The organism is Paenibacillus sp. QJM3NY_38 (assembly GCF_056173265.1).
On the sequence record NZ_CM149665.1, the window covers coordinates 839,599 to 863,945 of the forward strand.

Annotated in this window: 23 protein-coding genes and 1 pseudogene; 19 read left to right on the forward strand and 5 right to left on the reverse strand. The window is 51.2% G+C overall.

The genetic code is table 11. The features are described from left to right. Positions 1–2: 2 nt before the first annotated feature. From AC0VZ8_RS03740 to cydC, 15 genes and pseudogenes are all read left to right on the forward strand, one after another. Entirely contained in the window at positions 3–326 is a 324-nt protein-coding gene (locus AC0VZ8_RS03740) for a cytochrome C oxidase subunit IV family protein (protein WP_071222061.1), read from the forward strand. Between the two features lie 99 nt (positions 327–425). Continuing rightward, positions 426–1,334, forward strand: a complete 909-nt coding sequence (gene ctaG / locus AC0VZ8_RS03745; RefSeq protein WP_071222060.1) for a cytochrome c oxidase assembly factor CtaG — start codon at positions 426–428, stop codon at positions 1,332–1,334. 24 nt (positions 1,335–1,358) lie between these two features. Beyond that, complete coding sequence (locus tag AC0VZ8_RS03750) at positions 1,359–1,823, forward strand: DUF420 domain-containing protein (RefSeq protein ID WP_071222059.1); 465 nt, start codon at positions 1,359–1,361, stop codon at positions 1,821–1,823. 822 nt (positions 1,824–2,645) lie between these two features. Then, a complete protein-coding gene (locus AC0VZ8_RS03755; protein ID WP_260068448.1) occupies positions 2,646–3,371 on the forward strand; it encodes a hypothetical protein in 726 nt (241 codons plus the stop codon). Between the two features lie 75 nt (positions 3,372–3,446). Next, entirely contained in the window at positions 3,447–3,848 is a 402-nt protein-coding gene (locus AC0VZ8_RS03760; protein WP_475486076.1) for a GntR family transcriptional regulator, read from the forward strand. 6 nt (positions 3,849–3,854) lie between these two features. Further along, positions 3,855–4,757 (forward strand): ABC transporter ATP-binding protein, encoded by a 903-nt coding sequence (locus AC0VZ8_RS03765; protein WP_071222056.1) that lies wholly within the window; start codon positions 3,855–3,857, stop codon positions 4,755–4,757. 22 nt (positions 4,758–4,779) lie between these two features. Beyond that, positions 4,780–5,682, forward strand: coding sequence for an ABC transporter ATP-binding protein (locus tag AC0VZ8_RS03770; protein WP_475486077.1), 903 nt, complete (start codon positions 4,780–4,782; stop codon positions 5,680–5,682). Then, complete coding sequence (locus AC0VZ8_RS03775; RefSeq protein ID WP_071222054.1) at positions 5,675–6,979, forward strand: ABC transporter permease; 1,305 nt, start codon at positions 5,675–5,677, stop codon at positions 6,977–6,979. Before AC0VZ8_RS03770 ends, AC0VZ8_RS03775 begins: the two co-directional genes overlap by 8 nt. A gap of 80 nt (positions 6,980–7,059) precedes the next feature. After that, complete coding sequence (locus tag AC0VZ8_RS03780) at positions 7,060–7,242, forward strand: hypothetical protein (protein WP_071221967.1); 183 nt, start codon at positions 7,060–7,062, stop codon at positions 7,240–7,242. A 120-nt stretch (positions 7,243–7,362) separates the two neighbouring features. Next, on the forward strand, positions 7,363–8,577 hold the full coding sequence (locus AC0VZ8_RS03785; protein ID WP_071221966.1) for a TraB/GumN family protein: 1,215 nt from the start codon (positions 7,363–7,365) through the stop codon (positions 8,575–8,577). A 215-nt stretch (positions 8,578–8,792) separates the two neighbouring features. Continuing rightward, positions 8,793–9,800, forward strand: coding sequence for a LacI family DNA-binding transcriptional regulator (locus AC0VZ8_RS03790; RefSeq protein WP_071221965.1), 1,008 nt, complete (start codon positions 8,793–8,795; stop codon positions 9,798–9,800). A 381-nt stretch (positions 9,801–10,181) separates the two neighbouring features. Then, positions 10,182–11,540, forward strand: coding sequence for a cytochrome ubiquinol oxidase subunit I (locus AC0VZ8_RS03795; protein ID WP_475486078.1), 1,359 nt, complete (start codon positions 10,182–10,184; stop codon positions 11,538–11,540). Continuing rightward, entirely contained in the window at positions 11,537–12,553 is a 1,017-nt protein-coding gene (locus tag AC0VZ8_RS03800; protein WP_475486079.1) for a cytochrome d ubiquinol oxidase subunit II, read from the forward strand. Before AC0VZ8_RS03795 ends, AC0VZ8_RS03800 begins: the two co-directional genes overlap by 4 nt. A gap of 65 nt (positions 12,554–12,618) precedes the next feature. Then, a complete protein-coding gene (gene cydD, locus AC0VZ8_RS03805; protein WP_475486080.1) occupies positions 12,619–14,439 on the forward strand; it encodes a thiol reductant ABC exporter subunit CydD in 1,821 nt (606 codons plus the stop codon). Next, a pseudogene (gene cydC / locus AC0VZ8_RS03810) lies at positions 14,436–16,160 on the forward strand (thiol reductant ABC exporter subunit CydC). Before cydD ends, cydC begins: the two are co-directional and overlap by 4 nt. Positions 16,161–16,271: 111 nt before the next feature. On the opposite strand, the gene AC0VZ8_RS03815 reads toward cydC, so the two are convergent. Continuing rightward, positions 16,272–17,042 carry a sulfite exporter TauE/SafE family protein gene (locus AC0VZ8_RS03815; protein ID WP_071221960.1) on the reverse strand — a complete coding sequence of 257 codons (771 nt, stop codon included), beginning with the start codon at positions 17,040–17,042 and terminating at the stop codon, positions 16,272–16,274. Beyond that, on the reverse strand, positions 17,042–18,517 hold the full coding sequence (locus AC0VZ8_RS03820) for a carboxylesterase/lipase family protein (RefSeq protein WP_475486081.1): 1,476 nt from the start codon (positions 18,515–18,517) through the stop codon (positions 17,042–17,044). Before AC0VZ8_RS03820 ends, AC0VZ8_RS03815 begins: the two co-directional genes overlap by 1 nt. Before the next feature lie 125 nt (positions 18,518–18,642). Here AC0VZ8_RS03820 and AC0VZ8_RS03825 point away from each other — a divergent pair, with 125 nt between their 5' ends. The 4 genes from AC0VZ8_RS03825 to AC0VZ8_RS03840 all read left to right on the forward strand — a co-directional run bounded on the left by AC0VZ8_RS03825 (position 18,643) and on the right by AC0VZ8_RS03840 (position 21,543). Continuing rightward, entirely contained in the window at positions 18,643–19,551 is a 909-nt protein-coding gene (locus tag AC0VZ8_RS03825; RefSeq protein WP_475486082.1) for a LysR family transcriptional regulator, read from the forward strand. A gap of 61 nt (positions 19,552–19,612) precedes the next feature. Then, positions 19,613–20,491 carry a helix-turn-helix transcriptional regulator gene (locus tag AC0VZ8_RS03830; protein ID WP_071221958.1) on the forward strand — a complete coding sequence of 293 codons (879 nt, stop codon included), beginning with the start codon at positions 19,613–19,615 and terminating at the stop codon, positions 20,489–20,491. Between the two features lie 78 nt (positions 20,492–20,569). Continuing rightward, on the forward strand, positions 20,570–21,316 hold the full coding sequence (locus tag AC0VZ8_RS03835) for a phytanoyl-CoA dioxygenase family protein (protein ID WP_071221957.1): 747 nt from the start codon (positions 20,570–20,572) through the stop codon (positions 21,314–21,316). A 5-nt stretch (positions 21,317–21,321) separates the two neighbouring features. After that, positions 21,322–21,543, forward strand: coding sequence for a hypothetical protein (locus tag AC0VZ8_RS03840; protein ID WP_475486083.1), 222 nt, complete (start codon positions 21,322–21,324; stop codon positions 21,541–21,543). On the opposite strand, the gene AC0VZ8_RS03845 is transcribed toward AC0VZ8_RS03840, so the two are convergent. The 3 genes from AC0VZ8_RS03845 to AC0VZ8_RS03855 are packed head-to-tail and all read right to left on the reverse strand — an operon-like array spanning position 21,540 to position 24,281. After that, positions 21,540–22,070 carry a chromate transporter gene (locus AC0VZ8_RS03845; protein WP_194540830.1) on the reverse strand — a complete coding sequence of 177 codons (531 nt, stop codon included), beginning with the start codon at positions 22,068–22,070 and terminating at the stop codon, positions 21,540–21,542. The two genes, AC0VZ8_RS03840 and AC0VZ8_RS03845, sit on opposite strands and share 4 nt — an antisense overlap. A 25-nt stretch (positions 22,071–22,095) precedes the next feature. Further along, positions 22,096–22,743, reverse strand: a complete 648-nt coding sequence (locus AC0VZ8_RS03850; RefSeq protein WP_475486084.1) for a chromate transporter — start codon at positions 22,741–22,743, stop codon at positions 22,096–22,098. Beyond that, positions 22,743–24,281 (reverse strand): sulfatase family protein, encoded by a 1,539-nt coding sequence (locus tag AC0VZ8_RS03855; RefSeq protein WP_475486085.1) that lies wholly within the window; start codon positions 24,279–24,281, stop codon positions 22,743–22,745. Before AC0VZ8_RS03855 ends, AC0VZ8_RS03850 begins: the two co-directional genes overlap by 1 nt. Between the last annotated feature and the right edge of the window lie 66 nt (positions 24,282–24,347).

Consider the following 24,347-nt stretch of genomic DNA (forward strand, 5'->3'; position numbering starts at 1 on the left):
GAATGACTGCGAATCAACAATCTAATGAGGGGCCTACAGTAAAACACCGCCATCGTGTGGAAGGCCCTGAGAAACACATTGTTGTCTTTATTTTCTCGATCGTTCTGACTGCGATTGCTTTTGCGGCTGTCGCAGCCGGTGGCATCAACACAGCATTTACAATTATCATTTTGCTGGTTATGGCTGTGTTGCAGGTGTTCGTGCAAATGGGTTACTGGATGCACTTGAAGGACAAAGGGCATCTAATGCCAATCCTGTTTATGATTGGCGGCTTCTTCGTAGCTAGTACCTGTATTGTCATGGCACTGTTCTGGGTTTGGTGGTAAAATGAAAAAGAGGTGGGCTCTTCAGCCCCCTCTTTTTTTAAATCGTAGGAAGGTGTCACAATTTCGACAGAATTTAACCCTTTAAGGGGAGGTTTTTGCATGCTGGGCTTAGAATATTTTAGTTTTGCAGATAAATGGAGTCCCTTGTTCCTGGCATTTATGCTGCTCGTAACAGCAGGCTACTTCCTGTTGACCGGGCCGCTGAGCAGTAGATTCGAAGGGAGTGCTCCAGTTTCCGCAGGAAGGAAAACACTGTTTGTAGGCGGTATGCTTACGTTCTATCTTGCGCAGGGTGGACCTATTGAACTGCTGGGGCATACGATGTTCTCGTTTCATATGGTCAGTATGGCCATGTCCTATTTAATGGCGATGCCGCTCTTGATTCTGGGTATTCCTGTCTGGATGTGGCGTGCCTTCGATAAGGTCAACCCGTTTAAGAAGCTCGGTTTTCTTGCGCGTCCGATCGTTGCAGCGGTTCTGTTTAATGGCTTGTTTTCTTTTTATCACATCCCGGTTATCCATGACTTTGTCATGTTGAACTTCTGGGTGCACCGTTTGTACTATTTGATCCTGTTCATCGCCTCACTGTTGATGTGGTGGGCTATCATTAACCCGATTCCGGAGAAGGACAAGTCCTCAGGTCTTTTGAAAATGGGATACATCTTTCTCAACATGGTATTGTTAACTCCGGCGTGTGCGCTCATTATATTCTCGAGCGAGCCGATGTACGCAACGTACAGCGATCCGGTGGTATGGGCGAAGGCAATGGGATACTGCGTAGCTGGCGATACCTCGGCATTGCTTAGCCAATTTGGCGGACCTGAGTTCTTCGGTTATCTGGAGCCTGCGATTGACCAGCGGGTCGGTGGGATCATCATGAAGTTTTTCCAAGAGATTATTTTTGCCTCGATGCTAGCTTATGTGTTCTTTCATTGGTACAAACGAGAAAATCAGGAAGACGATCCTTTGCCTGGCGAGATTCCTCCCGGCAAGCTCAATCAGGCGTAAGGGGATTATTGAAGGGGGATCCATATGGATTGGTTTTTTATATTTCCCACGGTCAGTACAACGTTTATTGTCATCAGCGCCGTGTTGGTAGCGATTGGCTGGGGTCTAATCATTAAGGGGAAGCGCGAAGCCCACAAGAAAGTGATGATCTGGGCGGCCGTCGCAGCCGTCATCTTCTTTATCATCTATTCCTCGCGCACCGTATTCATCGGGAATACGTCATGGGGTGGTCCTGATGATCTGCAACCGTACTATCAGGTATTCCTGATCTTCCACATTGTGCTGGCTACCGTAGCAGCGGTGTTCGGGATTACGACATTGACCCTCGGCTTCAAGGAGAAGTATTCCAAGCACCGCAAATGGGGCAGAGTCACGTCAATCATCTGGTTCTTTACCGCCATTACCGGCGTAGCCGTGTATACCTTGCTGTACCTGTTATATCCGGGCGGGCATACCCAGCCTGTATGGAAAGTGATATTTGGAATGTAAGCGTGGGAGAACACCCGTCAGAGGAATCTGGCGGGTGTTTTTTTATTGGACAGGGCGGCTCATTTGTGAGGGCAGAGGTGGGGAGTGTATCAGCTCCGGTCGCTGTTGAAACCAGGAAACTAGGATTAGACGAGATGGATGTTTCCCGGTTTCAAAGGCGAACGCCAGGTCTCCTCCGCGGTTACACTCCCCTTGTGCAGGGAAGCTCTTGCATGAGCCGCCATGGGGTAGTGAACATCCGATAGGCATCTCTGCCGGTTGTTTTGTGTGGGGGATGTGGGTGGGGAGTGTATCCGCTCCGGTCGCTGTTGAAACCAGGAAACTGGGATTAGACGAGGTGGATGTTTCCCGGTTTCAAAGGCGAACGCCAGGTCTCCTCCGCGGCTACACTCCCCTTGTGCAGGGAAGCTTTTGAATGAGCCGCCATGGGGTAATGAACATCCGACAGACATCTCTGCCGGGTATTTTGTGTGAGGGATGTGGGGGGAGTGTATCCGCTCCGGTCGCTGTTGAAACCAGGAAACTGGGATTAGATGAGTTGGATGTTTCCCGGTTTCAAATGCGAACGCCAGGTCTCCTCCGCGGCTACACTCCCCTTGTGCAGGGAAGCTTTTGAATGAGCCGCAGCAGGGGGACGTGACACCCGGCAGGAAACCTCTGACGGGTGTTTTTTTAAAACTACTATTGACACTGTTTATATACACACTATATACTGTGTATAAAGATATACACAGTGAGCACAGTAATCACACTAAGCACAGTGAAGCCTATACTCGGATTATAACGAAATGATGATATGTAGAAATGAAAGGGTGAGACGCGTTGCAACAAGTTATCCATAATGCGCTGAAGATCGTCAAGAAAGACTTCGCAAGCGACAAGCTGCAAATTTTATGGACTATGCTGTTCATGGTGTATATGGGATTTGCCACCAGCGTTATCATAGACAATCAGTTTGAACATTTGGATGAGTACATCAATCCATTTACTGATTTTATGTTGGTGTTCTACGCTCCGTTGTTGGGGTTCCTCTTCAGCAGAAGGTCTTTCCGTTATCTGAACGAGGATTCGTACACCCGAATGCTGTATTTTTACCGGAGTATACCGGTTCCGGCCTCGGCCATCTTCGTAAGCCGGCTTATGAACTCGCTGATCGCTTTTACCATAAACGGCATCGTGTTATTTGGAATCGTGTATGCAATAGGTAACCATATTAGGGACGCAATTGACATCCCGAGCTACATCGCATTTGTATTGACTTGGATCGGAATCGGATTTTTAATAACGGGACCCTATATTTACTGGGAAAATATGTGCAGCGGCAAGGCATACTTCAGAAACTCCCTTCTGGTGATGGTGCTTACCGCCGGATCGGCCGTTCTGCTCAGTTTGCTGGGTTACAGCATATTCGAATTCGTAGCGAAAGCCGCCATGAAATGGGGCCTGTTATCTCCGGTGATGTGGGGATCGCTGATTGTGGGATTGGGGGCTATGCTGCTTATGAGCAAATTCACCTACGCCCGGCAGCAGACCAGGGATTTATCATGAAGGGTATGATGATGAATCCGTATGGCATTGCAATGAAACGGGTTGATGTACAAGAGAAAAGCGAGGTGGTAAAAGGTGCGAATTCCGATTCAGATTAATGAAAATAGCGCAGAGCCTTTATATCACCAGATTGAATCACAGCTGCGCTCGCTAATCATTAGCGGTCAGATTGAGGAGGGAACGCTATTGCCGTCCATTAGGGAATTTGCCGGGAATCTGAACTGCAGTGTCATTACGGTACGCAGGGTGTATCAGGATCTTGAGAATGAAGGATTGCTGCGAACGAGGCAAGGTACGGGAACCTTTGTGGCCGGCGTCGGGGATCAGGCCCGTGAACAGTATAAACGCGATGCGGTTATAGAGGCGTTAAAAATAGCAGTAGAAAAAGGGCTTGCCGTTCAGTTTAACGAGGATGAATTGAAGGAACTGTTCATGGAAGTGATCCGGGAAATATTCGATGCAAAAGGAGGTCGTTAACACGCCATGGAACCACATATCATTGAATTTCGTAATGTCATTAAACGACGGAGAACAAAAACCATCGGTCCGATACAATTCTCGATCCCTCAAGGATATATTGTTGCCCTGGTGGGACCTAATGGCTCGGGAAAAAGCACGCTGCTGAACATGATGATGCAGACCGTGTTTCCGGACGAAGGGGAAATCATCTGGTTCGGTGAATCTTACCCCAGAGAGCTTCCGATCTCCATTCGAAAACAAATGGGATTCGTGCCCGAACAGCTGAGCGTAGAGGAACAGCATATGACGGTGGATGAAGCGGCAAGCTTTCGCGCATCCTGGTATGACAGTTGGGACGGTTACTTTTTCGATGAGCTGCTATCCCGGTTCGATGTCCCGCGGGGCGTAAAACTTCGCAAGATGTCCAAAGGGGAACGACGCAAGTTCGAGATCGCCGCTGCACTTGCGCCAAGGCCCAAGTTTTTGCTGCTGGATGAGCCTTCCTCTGGCCTGGATCCATTCGCTTGGAAGCTGATGATCGATCAGCTGCACAAAGTGATGAAGTCCATGGACACAACGATCGTGCTCTCAACCCATGTGGTGGATGAAATCCGGCGTCTGGCGGACTACGTCATTCTCATCCATCATGGGAAGCTCCTGGGCATGGTGGAGAAGGACTCGCTGCTGGATAACTGGAAGGAGTGCTGGATCCAAGGGGATGCCTCCATTGTCGAGGAGCTGCCGGGTATTCTGAGTTACAAACAAGAGACAACGACTACGATTTCTTTTATAACGACGGAATGCTTGGAAGTGGAGAAGATCCTGCAGTCTGCAGGCATACCGTTCATTCAGACCCGTTCCCTGGAGCTGGATGAAGTGCTTCGATTATGGATTGACGGCAACATTCCTGCCAACGTGCAGAACTAGGATAGAGAGGGGATTTTACGATATGCAACGCTTGCAATTAGACAATGTAGTTAAGATTTATGCGGACAAAACGGCAGTAAACCGGATTTCGCTTCAGGTTGAGGAAGGTGAAATCTACGGACTGCTTGGCGCGAACGGCGCCGGCAAAACAACCACCATGCGGATGGTGCTTGGGTTGATCTACCCGGATGACGGGACGATTCTGTATAACGGAAAGCCGTATAACAAGGAACTGCGACATATTATGGGTTACTTGCCGGAGGAGCGCGGGTTATACCCGAAAGTGAAAGTCAGCGAGCAGATTTCCTACTTGGCACAGCTGCGGGGCATGTCCGCGAAGGACGCGGATAAGAGTCTGAAATATTGGCTGGAACGGTTTGAAGTACCTGACTATTACGATAAGAAGATTGAAGAACTGTCCAAGGGTAACCAGCAAAAAATGGGATTTATCGCAGCGGTTGTTCATGACCCGCAAATTCTGATTTTGGACGAAGCCTTCAGCGGTCTGGATCCGGTGAACGTCGAACTTCTGAAATCAACGGTAAAAGAACTACGCGACAAAGGCACGAGCATTCTGTTCTCCACCCACCGGATGGAACATGTCGAGGAGTTGTGTAAGAACATTACGATTCTGCATCGCTCCAATACGGTAGTGAAGGGGAACCTGAAGGATATCAAATCCAAGTATCCTCGAGAAGAAGTGGTGCTCGGTACGTCCGGTGAAGTTAGGGGTCTTGAAGCTCTGGCCGGCGTAACAGCTGTGGAGCGGACAGAGGACGGCTACTCCATCCGGATCAGCCAGATTGATGCAGCCCAAAACATTTTGAATACGGCCATGTCGCAAAGCACGATCCATCGGTTTGAAGTGAAGGAGCCGACACTCAATCAAATCTTCATAAAGGCGGTAGGTGAATCCAATGAATAATATGTGGACCGTTATCCGATTTACGTTCATGAATAAAGTAAGAACGAAGTCCTTTCTTGTTTCAACCTTGATTTTTGCACTCATTATTACGATTGGGATCAATCTTCCTTTTCTGATTCAAATGTTTACGGGAGATAAGGCGGGGTCCGAAGAAACCACCCGCATCGGTCTGGTTTATGGACAGGAGCAGACGCTCGCCGAACAACTGGAGACTACCTGGAGTAACCTGCCGTCGACCTCCTATGAATTCGTCAAATACGAAACGGCAGATGAAGCAGCTCTGAACAAGGACATTGAAGCTGGCGTAATCGAAGGTTATTTGAAGTTTGAAGCGCAAGAAGGGAATACGTTCCCGACCGTGGTTTACACCTCTGAAGACGAAGCCATGAGCCCGGAACTGCAATCCAATCTGCAAGCAGCCCTGCAAGTGGCGAAGACTCGCAGCATCGTAAGCGGATTGGATTTGTCCGAGACGCAGATCAATGAGCTGAATACGCCGGTTCAAATCGACGCTCGGGGTATCGACCCTACAGAAACAGGTAACGCAGGCGGAGCTTCCGGAGAGAAGGAAGGGGCCTCCGAGGTTATTAACTACATTGTCGTGTATGCACTGATTATTCTGTTCTTCTTCACTTTGATGGGTACGGGGAATATGATCGCATCTGAAGTCACGACAGAGAAGAGCTCCCGCATTATGGAGATCTTGATTACAAGCGTATCTCCGCTGAGCCAAATGTTTGGTAAGGTTATCGGCATGTTCCTGCTGGGACTGTCACAGATCGCGGCATTTGGAGTTGTGGCTGCCGTGAACTTGATGCTCCCGCACAATATGGATACATTGAAGGATATGAATCTCGACCTAACGGCGATCGATCCGATGCTTCTGGTGTTTGGTTTGATCTTCTACATCCTTGGCTATTTCTTGTATGCGATGCTCTACGCGGCCATTGGTTCGATTGTCAGTCGTACCGAGGATTTGGGTCAAGCCGTTATGCCGATTACGATGCTGTCGCTGGTGGCGTTCTATATCGCAATCTTTAGCCTGAGTGCGCCGAACTCGATGCTGATGAAGGTGTCTACCTACATCCCGTTCATCTCGCCGACCACGATTCTGGTTCGCATCGGACTTGGTGATATCCCAGTATGGGAAATTCTTCTCTCGCTGGCGATCTTGGTCGTAGCCATTCTCATTTTCGGCTGGCTGGCAGCGAAAATCTATCGTACCGGCGTCCTGATGTACGGCAAGCGCCCTACATTTAAGGAGCTTAGAAAAGCGATGAAGGCTTATAAGATGTAAGCACGAACTGTACAAGTAATTTTCAATTTTAATGGATGTCTTTAAATCTGATACTGATCCTTAATAGCGAGGTTGTTAAAATGACCAAAAGTACTAGCTCGAAATTATTAATGTTTTTAAGCGCTGCTGCAGTCGTGATTTTGTTCGGCTTCATGTTCAACACGGAAGGTTCTGCGCTAAAGGATGCCATGCAAGAAGGATTAATGGGAGCAGTTGCCGTGATCGCTGTAGCAGGCTTATGGGCTGCTGGAGCAAAGAAGTAGAAGATATGGGGGGCGCCATACTGACAGCGGTATGGCGAACATAACCCCATAAATAAATAGCATGGTGCACGGCTATTCTGAATCGCATCCGATTACACCAACATAAAGGAGATTACATAAATGAAAAATTGGAAAAAAGTGATTTTGTCCCTCACGATTTCGGTAGGTTTGCTTGCTTCGGCAGTGCCTGCCATGGCTGCTCCACAGCAGCCAGCAGTAAAAGTGGATAACGAAGTGGTTAAGTACTCGCTTGGCACACCGGTTATTGATAAGGGCACAACGCTCGTTCCGCTCAGAACAACGCTCCAGGCGATGGATGTGAAACTGACGGATGCTGCAGATGACACGATCCATGTGGTTGTGGACGGCAAAACCATTACGCTGAAAAGCAAACTGAAACGAATCAATGGCGTGACGTATGCGCCAATTCGGGTTGTTGGGGACGCTGCGGGTTATAAGGTTAGCTGGGATGCGAAAACACGCACCGTTGTGTTGGTTTCCAAAGAAACGGAGGTCGCTCAAACAGGTGGCCGCGGCTTCATGTGGGAAGTGGAGAGCAATGGGAATACCGTTTATCTGGTAGGCTCCATGCACATCGCGGATGACAGCTTCTACCCGCTGCGTCCGGAGTTTGAAGAAGCATTTGCCGAGGCTGATTATCTGGGCGTCGAGATTGATATCAGCAAAGCGGCTGATGAGGAGCAGCAGAAGCTGATCATGGATCTGGGAATGTATCAGGATGGGACAACCTTGAAGGACCATGTATCCAGTGAGACCTATGCCAAGCTTGGGGAAATTCTGAAGCAAAGTGGCATGCAGCCGAACGCACTTGATGCATTCAAGCCTTGGGTTGCCGAAACCACGATTAGTAGTCTGAAATCCGTGAAAGCCGGGTACGACGCATCAGCTGGAATCGACCTGTATTTCATCCAGAAGGCCATTGAACGAAAAGTGCCGATTCTGGAACTGGAGACTTATGGATCTCAGCTGGGCATGTTTAATAGCTTCTCCAAGGAGCTACAGGAGAAAAACCTTAAGATCGCCCTCGATAACTTCGACGTGCTGGATGAGAGCGTGAACCAGATGGCGGAAATGTGGAAAACGGGCAATGACGAGCAGCTGCTCGAGTTCACCAACAGCATATCGGGTGACGAGGAGTATAACAAAGCGATGCTGATCGATCGTAACATCGGCATGGCGGACAAAATCGACGGATATTTGAAAAATGGCAAAAACGAAGAGTATTTCATTGTGGTTGGGTCAGCCCATTATCTGGGCGAGCATGGCATCGTGAAGCTGCTGCAGGATAAAGGCTATACTGTCGTTCGCAAATAGATAGCCGCAGGGTTGTGGATAGGGCTGTCAAGAAGTGTGATGCCAACGATTCAGAAAAAAGTCATGGAAATTATCAAACGTTAATGCAAACTATCGCACCGTCCCGAAAGGGGCGGTGCTTTTGTTAAATTAGCTTCGCGGCCAGGCTCCGTACATGTATACTAGTGTTAAGTTAATGTAAACGTACGGAAAATATGCCGCAAGGAGTATAAACAATGAAGGTTAGTATATTTGACGTAGCCAAAAAATCAGGACTGTCCGTCGTGACGGTTTCACGTGTCTTAAACGGTGCCGAATCCGTTCGAGAGAAGAACAGACTAAAGGTTCTGGAAGCCATCAAGGAGCTTGATTACCGTCCCAATGCAGCTGCCCGGAGTTTAGCACGCGGTAAGACAGGAATCGTTGGGTTGATCGTAACTACCCTTCAGGACTCTTTCTTCGACGCTGTGGTCAAGGAGCTGAATGAGGTGCTGGCACTGCACGGTTATTTCCTGGCCATTTCGGTCTCTATGGGTATAGGCTCCGACGAGGCCCATTATCTGATTCAGGAAGACCGCGTGGACGGACTGATTCTGCTCTCGCCGCTAGAAGAAGACAACTATATCGTGGAAATGAAACGCCGAAATATCCCTTATGTCCTGATAGACAACCAGAAGCCGGATAATGACGCCTATTCTGTCACCATAGACAACTACAAAGGCGGCTATACCGCAACGAAGCACCTGCTCGATCTCGGCCATACCTCCATTGCGCATATCAGCGGCCAGGATATGTTCCGCAGCACGAGGGAGCGTCGCAGCGGCTTTCTGCAGGCGCTTGAGGAAAAGCGCCTGGCGCCGTTCGAAATGATTACGGGCGATTTCGAAATCGACTTTGGCTATGATGTCTGCCGCAAATGGCTGCGGGAGGGACGGCTTCCTGCCGCCGTATTCGCAGGCGATGACAATATCGCGCTCGGGGTCCTGAACGCTCTTTTGGAAGAAGGCATCCGGGTTCCGGAACAGGTAGCCATTGTCGGCTATGATGATCAGTATATCTCATCCAAGCTGCGCCCCCATTTGACAACGGTCCGGCAGCCTGCTGACCGGATTGGGCTTGCGGCAGCGGATATGCTGCTGAAGCGCATGGATGGAACGATGAAACGCGGGGGCAATGTTCGAATTGACCCTGAGCTCATCGTGAGAGAATCTACGGTTAGACCTGTGCAAGGTACGTCTGAATAAACAGAAATACATTTTTATATAGGAATAACTTAGAGTGCCTGGTCCCCGAATTAACGGGGACTTTTCTTTTTCTATGGACTGTATAAACAGATGAGCATGAATGGTTGATTACAAACCATAATGCATTCGCAAGCCGTAGGCCCGCTTTCGCCCCAGCAGCTTCAAATACCATACATCGGTTAATAGAACAATGACTCGATAGAGTGATTTTCTTGATTTTCACCGAGTTGTCGGAAAGATTCGATTGTTTATTGAACGAGAGGCTTTCGTGATTCATTTGAGATATTCCTTCGTTATAATAACGTTTAAATATCGGGTATGTACTTATTAGGATTAATCCCGATAAACGAATGAACAGGGTTTGAAAGGAGGCAGGATCTCGTGGTTATAGATACGGTGCTGTGGAGCAAATGGCTGACGGGGCTAACCTTGGCGTTTCACGTCATTTTTGCCACGGTCGGCGTCGGTGTTCCGTTAATGATTGCCATTGCCGAATTCGTTGGTATACGTAAGAAAGATCCTCATTACATGCTCATGGCCAAAAGGTGGACACGAGGATTCGTTATTTCGGTGGCGGTTGGCGTAGTGACTGGAACAGCGATTTCCCTGCTGCTTGCGCTTGTATGGCCGAACTTTATGCAAGTGGCGGGGAATGTCATCGCGCTCCCGTTATTTATGGAGGTTTTTGCATTCTTTTTTGAAGCCATATTCCTGGGGATTTATATGTACACCTGGAATCGGTTCCGCAATCCGTATACTCATTGGCTGCTGACGATTCCGATTGTTGCCGGGGCAGGCATGTCCGCAATTTTTATTACGACGGTGAACGGATTCATGAATCAGCCTGGAGGCTTTGTCATGGAGGCAGGCCACTTTACGGCGGTTAACCCGCTGCAAGCGATGATGAATACGGCGACGCCTTCAAAAGTATTCCATGTACTAACCTCGGCCTATTTAACGGGCGCTGCCCTGCTGGCGGGTATCGCAGCCTACGTTATTCTGAGAAAAGGGGCCTCGGCATATTACAAAAAAGCATTGAAACTTATGATGGGGGTTGTTCTGGTGTTCAGCGTGCTGACAACCTTAGCCGGGGATATGTCGGCCAAGTTTCTGGCAGAGCATCAACCGGAGAAGCTGGCCGCCGCAGAATGGCATTTTGAAACGGAAAGCGGTGCAGATCTGATATTACTGGGCTGGCTTAATGCGGAGCAGAAGGTCATGGGAGCCATTCACATTCCGAAAGCGCTCAGCTTCCTGGCCTTTGGAGACTTTGATGCCGAGGTAAAAGGGCTGGAGGAGTTTCCGCTGGATGAAAGGCCGCCGCTGCTTGTCCACTATTTGTTTGATTTCATGGCCGGGATCGGTTTTGTTCTGTTGGCCGTTGCGGTCCTGTATTTCCTGTTTTTGTTCTGGAAGAGACGCAATGAGCTCAACAAGTGGCTGCTTCGGGCCATTGTTTTTAGTGCGCCACTTGCATTTTTGGGCGTTGAAATGGGCTGGTTCTATGCGGAGCTCGGGCGGCAGCCGTGGATAATCCGCGGATATATGCGCGTAGAGGAGGCAGCTACGACTTCACCGAATGTGAGGATTCTCTTTTTCCTCTTCCTGCTGCTGTATATTGTGCTGGGGACCATGTGTGTCTTTGTACTGAGACGGTTGTTCCGTAATAAACCGGCGGAAGCCGAGCTGGACGAGATTGTGAAAGAGAAACGCTCCACGGGAAAGGGTGAGCCAGTATGATCGATTACGAGTTGATAGGCATCTCCGTCCTTTGGCTGTTTTTATACGGCTATTTAATTATAGCCTCCATTGATTTCGGCGCTGGTTTTTTTGCCTTCTATGCCCGTTTGACGAAGCAGGACCACCTGATCAATCGATTGATATCCCGTTATTTATCGCCGGTCTGGGAAATTACCAATGTGTTTTTTGTCTTTTTCTTTATCGGCATCGTCGGGTTTTTCCCGGACACGGCCTATTATTATGGCTCTGCGCTGCTTATACCGGGAAGCATCGCCATTATTCTGCTGGCAATCCGCGGCTCCTTTTATGCGTTTGAAAATTACGGCTCCAAAGAAAACATTGTGTATCTGTTTTTATACGGGGCCACAGGTTTGCTGATTCCGGCTTCCTTGTCGGTCGCATTAACGCTTTCCGAAGGCGGTTTTATTGTGGATAGAGGGGGGTCTGTTTCTTTGGAATATGGGACGCTCATAACCAGTCCGTTGTCGTGGAGCATCGTTGCATTGGCCATCGTATCGGTGCTGTTTATAAGCGGATCGTTCCTGGCCTTCTACGCCTCCCGGGCGGACGATCAGCCAGCGCTAAAGCTGTTGCGCACATATGCCTTGTTTTGGAGTACGCCCACCATTATTGCCGCGCTCACGGCATTTATTTTCCTCAGTCAGCATAATGAGCGGCATTTTCAAAACATGATGGATTTATGGTGGCTGTTGGCGCTTTCCGTTGGTTTTTTCATGTCAGCCATATGGCTGCTGTACAAAGGACGCCGCTACGGACTGGCTTTTATTTGTGTCATGCTGCAATTTTTCTGTGCATTTTTTGCATACGGCATCGGGCAGTATCCTTATATTCTGGATCCGTACATTACCATTCAGAGCGGGGCCACGCATGAGTCGATGGGCGCTGCGCTTGTGGCAGCCTTTATCGGCGGCCTATGCCTGCTGATACCGTCCCTTATGCTGGTCTTCAGGCTATTTCTGTTTGATGCGGATTATGTAAAAGGCAAAAAATAATCGGGGCTCGGGTATCTTCATGTAAAGGTACTTGCATCGGTTTAGTATAAGGGAGGGGAGTTTATTTGAAGGGGAAAACCAGTCTGTTGTCCCAGCAAATGTCCGCACAAAGGAAACGGTTGATACTCTTGGGGTTCATGTCGCTTGCGCTCGGTGCAGCCATGACAGGCCAGGCCGCACTGCTCGCCGAAGCGGTTCAGCGGATTTTTGTGCAGCGGGCTTCCTTTTCGTCGGTAGCTGTCATACTTGGCGCATTGCTGGCCGTGATGGCTGCAAGGACGCTGCTGTCTTATGGAAACGGGATCATCGGCTTGCACATGGCTGCCAGCGCCAAGACGGAGATGCGAGCAGCAGTGCTGCAAAAGCTGGCTAACGCTTCCGTAGCTTCAATGCTTCGTGGACAAACGGGCGGAAAAGTCAGTGTAGCACTGGATGCCGTGGACGAGGCGGACAGTTATTTCAGCCAATATATGCCGCGTATGATAGAAGCCGCCATCATTCCTGTCCTGATTCTGGTCATTGTTTTTACGGAACATATGAATTCCGGCTTGATTATGCTGGTGACCGCGCCCTTTATCCCGATATTTATGGTGCTTGTGGGTCTGAAAACGAAGAACAAATCAGAGGAGAAATTCACACAGCTGGCCGAGTTTTCCGGTACGTTTCTCGACTCTCTTCAAGGGCTGGTTTCGCTCAAGCTGTTTGGACGGACGAATCATCAGCAGCAGGAAATTGAACGCAGCAGCCTTGGCTACCGGGATGCAACGATGGGCATTTTACGGATTGCGTTTACCAACACCTTCATGCTGGAATCCATCGTCATGCTTAGCATTGGCGTTGTCGCGCTTGAGCTGGCACTGCAGCTGCTGGTTTTCAAGTCGCTTTCCTTCCATACCGCCTTTTTGATCCTGCTGCTGGTGCCCGAGTTTTACAGCCTGTTAAAAAACACCGGAACTGCCTTTCACAGCGGTCGTACCAGCATGGGGGCTGTCCGAAAAGTAGAGGAGTTGCTTACGGAAACAAGGGAAGCAGGAGCAGTGACAGATGGGAAAGAGGAGGTCGGGAAAAAGGACAGAACACACCAGGCCGATCCGATAGATATGGCGGATAAGCCTGGGACAGCCGATTTGGGTTTGATTCGGATGCCGCCAACCATCGAACTGAGGGATGTCCGGTTTCGGTTTGGGACGGATTCATTCGAGCTTGCTGCCGGCTCCATGTCGTTTGGGCCAGGGGAGCAAATCGCCATCGTCGGTAAAAGCGGATCCGGCAAAACCACCTTGCTGCATCTCTTTGCCGGGCTGCTTGCGCCAACGTCGGGAGAAGTGCTGGTGAACGGACGTCCGCTCACAAAATACGATGAGGCTTCATGGTTTGAACATGTCAGCTACATTACCCAGCATCCGTATATTTTTGCCGGCACGTTTGCCGACAATATTGCGATTGGCGCGGGCAGGGACGTCACCAGGGAAGAAGTCGTGCAGGCGGCGGAGGCCGCCGGACTTGCTGCGGTTGCAGCCGCGTTGGAGCAGGGCTATGACACCATTGTCGGCGAAGGAGGCCGGGGATTGTCAGGCGGAGAGAAGCAAAGGCTGGCGCTGGCCCGTGCTTTTTTGAAGCGGCCTTCTGTTATATTGTTTGATGAGCCCACCGTCGGATTGGACCTGCACACCGAACGTGTTCTGCAGCGGTCCATTGCCGAGCTTGCAAGCAAGGCGACCATGATTACTGTGGCGCACCGCTTGTACACGATACGGCATGCCGATCGGATATTGTTTATGGACAACGGAGCGCTGCTGGACAGCGGGCGCCATGATGAGCTGCTAGCGCGTCTGCCCCAATATGCTGACCTGGTGGATGCGCAGCGGAAAGGGGGACTCGCATGAATGAGCTGGCTATTTTAACCAAGGCGATGATTCAGGAACGGAAGGATATTGCCATCGCCATCCTCGGAGGATTCGTTGCCGGCATCGCAGGTGTATGCCTTTTTGCCGCAAGCGGGTATGTGATCTCCCAGACTGTATTTGCTCCGCCGCTTTATACCTTGATTGTGCTGACGTCCCTGGTAAAAATACTGGGTCTGCTGCGGGCGGCAAGCCGCTACGCGGAACGCTTGTATTCCCATCGGGCGACATTCTCTCTGCTCAGCCGTTTGCGGACATCCTTTTTTGCCAAGCTGGTTCCTTTGACGCCCGGGATATTGGGTAAAAAGCGGAGCGGAGAGCTGCTCGCACGGATCGTTGGGGATGTGGAGAGTTTACAGCATTACTTTCTGCGCGTCGCCTATCCGCCTGTCATTGTTGTTATGGTGTTTCTGGCTACGGTTTTGTTTACTTCTGTCTTTTCATTCTGGATTGCTTGTTTGTTTGTGCTGGGGATGCTAGCAACGGCTTTTGTGGTTCCCGGACTTGTTCTCCTTGGACAGAGAAGGATACATGGCCGCGTGCGCCAAGAATGAGCGGCGCTTTCCACAGAAGTGACCGAGCTGCTATACGGATTCCGCGATTTGAAAGTATACGGGCAATTGAATAAGTGGGAGCGGCAACTGCAGCGTACCTCCGCCGCATTGGCAGCGGAACAGCAAGCGGCAGCCCGGCATTTGCTGCGCGGGCAATCGATGCATGTTTTTGTAACGTATCTGATTTCGTGGGGCGTACTGATTCTTGGCGCCTATTTAATTATGGATGGCTCGCTTGCCGGCGTATTTCTAGCCATGCTGGTCATGGCTTCGCTTACGGTGTTTGAAGAAGCTGCGCCAATGGCCACACTGCCTGCTTATAAGCTGGATAGCGAACATGCGGCAGCTCGGCTTGCGGAAACGGTTCATGCCCTAGATAAGCAGCCGCCGCAGCCAAGTGGCGTCCTGCCTATCGAGAAAGCCGTTTCCATTAAGCTGAGCGGCGTTTCCTTTCAATATGAAGATGAATGGCGCCCAGCGCTGAAAGACATTTCCCTCTACTTACCGCCGGGATCTAAAACCGCCATTGTCGGTCCGAGCGGATCAGGGAAAACCACCCTCATCGAATTGCTGCTCAAGCTGCGCACGCCGACAGACGGCCAGATTCGTTTAAATGATACGTCGGTTATGGAACTGAATGAAACGAGCATTTGGCAAGCCTCAAAGGTTGTGCTGCAGCACAGTCATTTCTTTCGGGGCACCATTCGGGACAACCTGCTGCTGAACGAGGAACCTCATTCTGATCAAGCGTTGTCGGATATACTGGATAAAGTGCAGCTGCCGAACAAGTCCCTGGACGATAGGGTGTATGAAAAGGGGGAGAACTTGTCGGAGGGAGAGAAGCAGCGCTTAGCCTTGGCCCGGGCGATGCTCCGAGAAGGACGGTTATGGCTGCTGGACGAACCGACGTCTTCGCTGGATTACGTTACGGAGCAGCGTGTTTTTCGGCAGCTGCTGGCGCAAGCGGTTAACGATACGCTTGTTCTCATTTGCCATCGGCTGACCGGCTTGGAAGAGATGGACCGGATTCTGGTCATGGACCAAGGCAGGGTTATTGAAGCGGGCACGTATTCAGAGCTGATAGAGCAGCAGGGATATTTTTATGAGATGAAACAAATTGAGCTGCAAATGATCGGCGAAGACGGATAAAACGAATGTGTTCGCTGGAAACGCTGCGTCAGGTCATGATTGGGAGATTGCGCGGCGATTCACTTAGAGATCATGTTTGTTCATTCCACTCCCTGACGGGTTGGGCAAACTCTACAGCAATAGAATGGCGGCACCCATCATGGGGGTGAGGACCATGCAGGTTTTCAGCCAGACAACGGGTACCCGCTTCGTAAACTTTGCCCCCACATACGAGCCGGACATCGTACCGATCACAACAGCGGCGAGCAGTTGAACATCCAGGTACCCGATCGAGAAGTACCCGGCTCCTCCTGCCAGAGCGATTGGCATAATGACCAGCATGGTCGTGCCGGCGGCAACACGCATCGACATGCCGAGGATCAGCATAAGCCCTAACTGGATGAAAGGGGTGGAGCCGATTCCGAACAGCCCCGATAAGGAGCCGGTTATGAGTCCGATTAACAGCGCCTGCAGCCAGTATCGGAAGTCATGGGTGCCGCCGGGTGGCACAGAGTCCCCGGAAGCCTCCGACCGACGTGAAACGTACAGCATCCTGAACCATAAGGCTAGTCCAGAGGCGAACAGCATACCGGATGTCATGAAGCCCAGCTTATCCTCGGGAATAAGCGAGGACCAGCCCGAGCTGACCCATGCCCCTGCCGCACCGGCCAAGCCGACGACGGCCCCCGTCTTCAGTGCCATGTTCCCTTCCCGGTAATGGCTGACAGAACCGGAAAGCGACGAGAAGAACATCGCCGCCAGTGCCGTACCCAGCGCGGTATGAATGGGATAACCGAATACGACGGTTAGGATTGATATAATGAAACCTGAGCCGCCTGCACCTACAAAACCGAGAAGGAGTCCGAGCAGCACCATAACGAGGGCGATATCGACCAACTGCATCAGACTATCCTCCAAACCTGATGAGGAACGCCGATCCCGGCCGGAACCGGCAGGTCATCGCGAACGCAGCAAATCTTGTCCAGAACCATGGTGGCGTGCCCGCTTCCATAGACGGGCCAAGCCGGCAGCGCATGGATATTCGGATCTCCGCTTTGTATAAAGGCAACCCATGCTTCCCGCATGGCGGTTGCCAGTGCATAACTCTCAGCTGCTACAGCATATGGATCCTCGTTGCTGGGTATTTCGGACATGGGATTGCGGATTAACGCCGCATGGATGAGACTGCCTTCATAACCGTGTATCGCGCCGAGTGTGCCGCCGCATTGAAGCCGATACATCCACACCAATGTTCCGGACGATGCCACGGCTTCTGCGAACTGCATCGCTCCAATCGTATATAGATGCTCGGTTAACGCTTTGTTCCAAGCATCACTCGATGACATCGATTGGTTATAACGACCATAGGCATCCCACACGACAGCGGCATTCGCTCCGAAGAATCGTTCGAGCGTCTCGAAGGCCGGTGATTGAAGCACGGGATCATCCTGAATGAAGATGGCTGCTTCATCCTCATTCGTGCCGATCAGCAGCGGCGGCATACCGATGCTGCCGGTTAGGCTCGCCAGGGGATCTACGGGGATAACATGGCCATCGGATACCGGGCCGAACATATGCAGGCTGCGCGAGGTATCGGAACCGATCGTTGACTGCGCTTCGATTATTTTCTCCGCAGGAAGTTCAAGCAGTTGATGCGCCTGCGCTGGAGATAATCCCAGCTCTTCTAGCAGCCGGAGAGTCGTGACATTGGCGGTTTGGCAATCCCGTATCGACTGCGTTGCGCCGCTTTGGGCTATAGCCCGGTGAAATAAGCCCTGTGCCGCTTCCATCACGTAAAGTGCGGCCGTGCATTTGGCCCCGGCAGAATTACCGATGACGGTTACGCGCGACGGGTCGCCGCCAAAAGCGGTAATATTCAACTGAACCCATTGGAGGGCGGCCGCGATATCCAGCATGCCATTGTTACCGGAGGTTGCATATTCTTTGCCCAGCAGGTCTACCAAATACAAGAAACCTAATGCGCCGAGCCTATAATTGATCGATACGTAGACGATTTCATCCTCGGCTGCATAGCGAAATCCGTCGCACTCCGCTCCATTGCCCGATATGAATCCCCCGCCATGGATATAGACCATGACAGGCTTTAACTTATCGCCTGCGCCTGGTGTCCACACATTCAAGTTTAGGCAATCTTCGGACTGTACAAGCTCCGGCATGAAGCCTTGCGGATTATGCTTCTGCGGTGCGATTGGGCCGGATTGGCTGCACGGCCTCACGCCCGGCCAGGGTTGCGGAGGGACCGGAGGCTTGAATCTGCGCTTGCCGACTGGCGGGGCCGCATAGGGGATGCCCCGGAATACATACGCACCGTTTGAATTTTCGCCTTCAACTGTTCCTGATAATGTCTGTACGATCAAGTCGATCGTCTCCTATCCTTACAAGATGAGATTATTATATCTTGTTTGTTTAATGAGCCCTAATATATATTAGATTATATTAATTATAACTTGGGAGTTATGTATTGTAGAAAGTGGGGATCAGTATGGAACTGTTGCAATTAAAGTATTTTCAGACTGCCGCCCGAATGCAGCATATGACAAAGGCAGCCCATAGCCTGCATATATCACAGCCGGCATTAAGCAAAATGATCGCGTCGCTTGAAGCCGAGCTGGGAACCAAGCTGTTCGAACGGGAACGTAAATCTATACGGCTGAACGAGCACGGCAAGCTGTTTCTTCGCCAAGTGGATATCGCGCTGCAAGCACTGGAAGACGGAAAGCTGCAGCTGCAGGATGCTAATGGCTGCGTCTCCGCCGTTATCACGCTTGATGTTCGCGTCTCCTCGCATTTACTGCCGGATCTATTGGCCGATTTCCGCAAAGAATGGCCGCATGCAGAGTTTCAATTGCAGCAGCATGTTTCGTCATTCGAAGGCATGCCGAGCTTCGATCTGTGCCTATCCGATGGCGCAACACCACCAAAGGGAACAGCGTCGGTCTGCTTGCTCGAAGAGGAGATCGTGGTTGCCGTTCCCGCCGAGCACCCGCTCGCGGATCGGAACCATGTCAGCTTGCAGGAGCTCAAGGAAGAGAGCTTCATTACCCTGCCTCCGGGTAAATCGCTGCGGGAAACAACCGATGCGTTCTGCCGCCTTGCCGGGTTTACTCCCCGCATCCGATTCGAGAGCGACGACCCCGCCACCGTCCGCGGTCTCATTCGAGCGGGTCAGGGCGTCGCCTTCCTGCCGGTGGTGACATGGGGCGGGTCAACCGGACCTGATGTCGTCCAGCTCCGGCTCGAAGAAAGCTGGTGCAAACGCTCCATCTCCTTGTCTTGGCCCAAGGACCGATACCTCATGCATACGGCGGTGCTGTTTCGGGATTTTGCCATTCGGTACTTTGCTCGGCTGGCCGAATCGCACCGGCAGGACATCGCTCGGAGCGGATTCTAGCCTGTTCGGCTTATCAATGAGGAAGTTAATGTGAATTCGAAAGCGAAAAGGAGCGTCTCAAGTGGAAACCAAGCAGCCTCCCAGGCTAACCAATGAAGAGTACCGATTACAGCCCCACGCGCCTGTTCAAGTATTTCACGGCGTTCATCCGGGGAGAATCCAACTGCACTGGCATGAATTTTACGAGCTGAGTTATGTGGTCTCCGGAAAAGGGGAGCATAGACTCAACGGCTCTTCGTATCCGCTCTCTTCCGGGACCATCTTCTTGCTGACGCCAGCCGATTTTCATGAGCTGGTTTCCTTGGAAGAGGAACCACTTGAAATATATAATCTCATTTTCACCGAAGCTATGATGGATGATAACGTCTACCATTGGTTATTCGGCGGGAAACTTCTGCTGCAAGCACAGCTTGATGAGAAGCGGCTCCCGGGGGTGTTCGCCGACTATGAACGGATGAAGGAGGAGAACGGAGTCTGGCGGGAAGGCAGCGAGATCGCGATCCGGGCTACGCTTCAGCGGCTGTTGGTGGATTTGTATCGTGGCAGCGCCGCAAATCGCCTCCTGCCCGCGAACGGGACGAGAGATCGGCAGCTCAACTTAAACCTGCAAAGGGCCCTAATCTATATTCATCATCATTTCCGTGAGGATTTGAGATTGGAAGATGCAGCTAGCCAGGCCCAATACTCGGCTACTTATTTCAGCGAGTGCTTCTCCAAATCCGTGGGGCAGTCTTTTCAACGTTATCTGCAAAACGTCAGAATGCAATTCGCCGAATCGCTGCTTCAGGCATCCTCGCTGCCCGTTACCGAAATTTGTTATGCTTCCGGCTTTAATACATTGGGGCATTTTGAAAGGGTGTTTCGTCAGCGAAAGGGAATGTCCCCCCGCCAGTACCGCAACAAGGCAGAGAAAGCCGAAGATATGCAGCATTTATCCTAACGAATGCGCAGTATGGCCCTGACCCTCCGGGATATAATGACCACAGTTAACGAAATCCTTAATTGACTGGAGGTTATGATGATGACAACGCAAGCCCTTTCGAAGCAGGAGGTTGAGTTTTATAAGGAACATGGGTACTACCTGTACAAGAAGCCGCTCTTTAGTGCCGAAAAAATGCAGGTTCTGACATCTATCTTTGAAGAGCAGCTGGAGGAGAAGGGCAGCAAATTATCCGACGAGCTGGATACGCCGCATTTCCGTGACGAAAGGCTGCTCGACTTTCTGTTATCCGATGAGGTACTGGATCTGGTTGAACCGATCATCGGCCCGAATATCGGGTTGTGGTCCAGCCACTTTATCTGTAAAGATCCGTATGTGGGACGTGCAACGCCATGGCATGAAGATTCGGCCTACTGGAACGGCAGATTAAGCAGCTTCGACAAGATTATCACCGTATGGCTGGCGATCGACCGCAGCTGGAAGGATAACGGATGCATGCGGGTCATTCCGGGTACGCACGATAGTGGTTTCTCGGATTATGAGGAAGTGGACCGGGCGAGCAATTTGTTCGACACCCAAATCAAGAGCGGTTCCATCGATGAGTCTCAAGCGGTTTACTTTGAGTTGGAAGCGGGAGAGTGCTCGCTTCACGATTCGCGGATCATTCATGGCGCGGAGCCGAATACAAGCCCGTACCGTCGCTGCGGGTACACCATGCGGTATTTCTCGACGGAAGCGCTGGTCTATCCGGATAAGAACCCCGGCTTTAAGGTATGGCTGGCCCGCGGTAAGAACATAGCCGGAACGAAATTCGTCAACGAATAACCTGGATGGGGATACGCCGGGCTGCCGATTTTGATCCGAAACTGATTGTGTCCCATAGTGCCCGGGTTAAACGAGTGGATGGCCAGGCGGATTTCGGAACAGACGGCACCATAGAAAAGGAAACCAAAACAAGCCGGACCATGAAGGTTCCGGCTTCTTATTCGTGCTTTGGAAAGCCAGCCTTGTCCAATCCATCACATACGGCTGACAGCCATCCAACTTATTAGAATAAAACAATACCTGCAGCACCGGCCATGAGGAGAATCAACAGGGGGTGGAGTTTATATTTCAGCAAGAGAAATAAACAGGCTCCGCAAATGAGCAGCGTAGGAATCAGGCCCTGTAGGAGCCCTTCCCCCTCATCGGGATACCCAAAGTGAATAGCTGCATATACAATGAGTCCTGTCGTTACGGGACGCAGACCGTATAGAGAAGATTGGACCCATGGATTGCTCCGCATGCGGTAGAAGAGGGCGGATAGCAGCACGATGACGACCAGCGACGGCAGGATGATGCCCGCGGTGGAGACGGCGGCTCCGATATAGCCGGCTGACTGATAGCCAATCAGCGTAGCGGCATTGGTGGCGATCGAACCGGGCGCCATCCCGGCCAGCGCCACGGTTTGCTGGAATTCTGCGGCAGTCAGCAGCCCTTTTTCCGTTACCTCCTTCTGAATGACCGGGATTACCGCATAACCGCCGCCAAAGGACACAAGGCCTACACTTATGAACATTATGAACAAGTCCCAATACATTTCCTATCGCCCCGATTCGTTTCTCTCAAATGTAATATTCCAATTCCGGGCGGCTGTTGGACGCAGCCTTCTTTTCCGTATTCGCTTGAAAACCCAGCCGTTTTTTGATCGGAATGACGGCCATTCCGCACAGTAAGCTTAGAGCAATGAGATAGAGAGGGTGCACGCCTGTAAACAGCATCACCGATATGGTGACAAGCGCGGTGATCGTTGTTGTCGCATCGAAGACGGCATGTTTGGCCATCCGGAAAGCAGCGAAGACGATTAACGCAATAATGGCGCCATGCATCCCCTTTAAAGCGGCTTCTACCTTGGGTTGATCCCGAAAAAAAACGGCGCCTACGCTGATCAGAATCACGATCAAAAACGTGGGGCATGTCACGCCAAGCACAGCCGAAACAGCCCCGGCAATACCGGCTTGCCGGTGGCCGATCATCGCGGCCGCATTCACGCCGACGCCGCCGGGAGCGGAACCGGCAAGCGAGATAAGCTCACCGATTTCCTCCTCGTTTACCCACTTTTTCTTGCTCACCACTTCGCGCTCAATAATAGGCAGCATTGCATACCCGCCCCCGAAGGTGGAGGGTCCGATGCAGCAGAAGGTCCAAAATAGCCGGGCCAGCAGCGTCAATCTTTTTTTCAGACTGCTAAAATATGCGGTTGTCCTTTTCATCAGGCGTGATGAATTCTCGGCATCGGCATCGGCTCCTTGCCAAGCTCGGCCCAGATGTATTTGAGCAGAAGCTCCGCCTTTAGCTGCTCGTACCCTGGTTCATCCCATAAATTGCGCAGTTCGCCGGGATCCGCTTCTAGGTCAAAGAGCTCGCCGTAGGTTTGATTGTAATAAACAGTGATCTTATAGCGCTGCTCGATGTACGTTTTTTGATGAATCGTCGAAGGCTCATGCCGGAATTCGCAGAGGGCGTGCTGCCGCGCGGCATCCACGCTGCCGAGCCATGCTTCCTTTTGGTCGATGCCCGTCATCCCGTGCGGAATCGGTATGTTGCAGAAGGATAGGAAGGTAGGGGCCAGGTCAACCAGAGATTGCATCGCATTGGACCTCTTCCCGGCAGGCACCCGGCCCGGGTATCGTGCAATGAATGGAAGCTTGATTAAATCCTCGTAATGGAACCCGCCCTTCGCTTGAAGGCCGTGCTGGCCGAAGAAATGTCCGTGATCGGTGGTGAAAACAACGATCGTATCCTCGGACAGCCCCAGTTCATCCAGTTTATCGAGAATGCTGCCGATATATTTATCCATCATGCTGATCATGCCATAATACACGGCGACCAGCTTCTTCTTGTCATACTCCGTTAACTTGGATTTCGAGCCGTATTCGTAATAATGATGGGAACGGTAGCCGTGAATGCCGAACCCGGTTTCAGCGAGATGCGAAAAATCCGGATTCTCTTCCTGCGTCAAGCGGAAGTGCGGCGGATTGCGGTCATGCTCACCAGGCGTTAAGGATGGGATCGTGAGTTTTTCCGGATCATACATCGAATCCCATGGTTCCGGAACCAGGTATTCCGGGTGCGGGTCGAAGAAGCTCGCCCACATAAAGAAGGGGTCATCCGCCTTTTTATATTGCTCCAACAGAGAGTTGGTTCGCTCGGCGATCCAGGTATTGTAGTGGTATTGTTCCGGTATGGGCCAGGTGTACGTTTGGGTAGGATCCATAGTTCCCGTAGGGGGCAGGAAGTACTCCCGCCAATTGGCACACCCTTGCTCCTCCAGCCATAGGGCATAATGTTGTCCGACATGGGCCTCATTCGTATGGTTTCGGGCCAGCTCGACGTGATCGAATCCGTAAAAAGGTCCGTTAAAATTCCGCCAATACTCCAAATCCTGAAGAATCGGGTAGGCCTCTACGGATGGGTAATCTTCCGTGGATTTTAACGGCTGGAAGTGCGCTTTTCCCACCAGTGCGGTTCGATAGCCTGCGTCTTGGAAGCTCTCTCCTACGGTATGGCGGTCTTCCAGCAGCTTTGTCCCCAGGGTCCATGCTCCATGCTGACTTGGGTACTGCCCCGTAATGATGGAAGCCCGGCTCGGCGTACAGGTGGGATTGGGGCAATACGCCCGATCGAACGTCGTTCCTTGACGCGCAAGGCGGTCCAGGTTGGGCGTAGAGATTTCAGGCTGAAATGCTCCGATGGTATTCCAATGCTGCTGATCGCTTGTGATTAGCAAAATGTTAGGTCTTCTCGACAAGTGTAATCGCCTCCTAGTATGATGATATTGAAAATATCAGGTTATAAAAATAGCGGGGTGTTATAT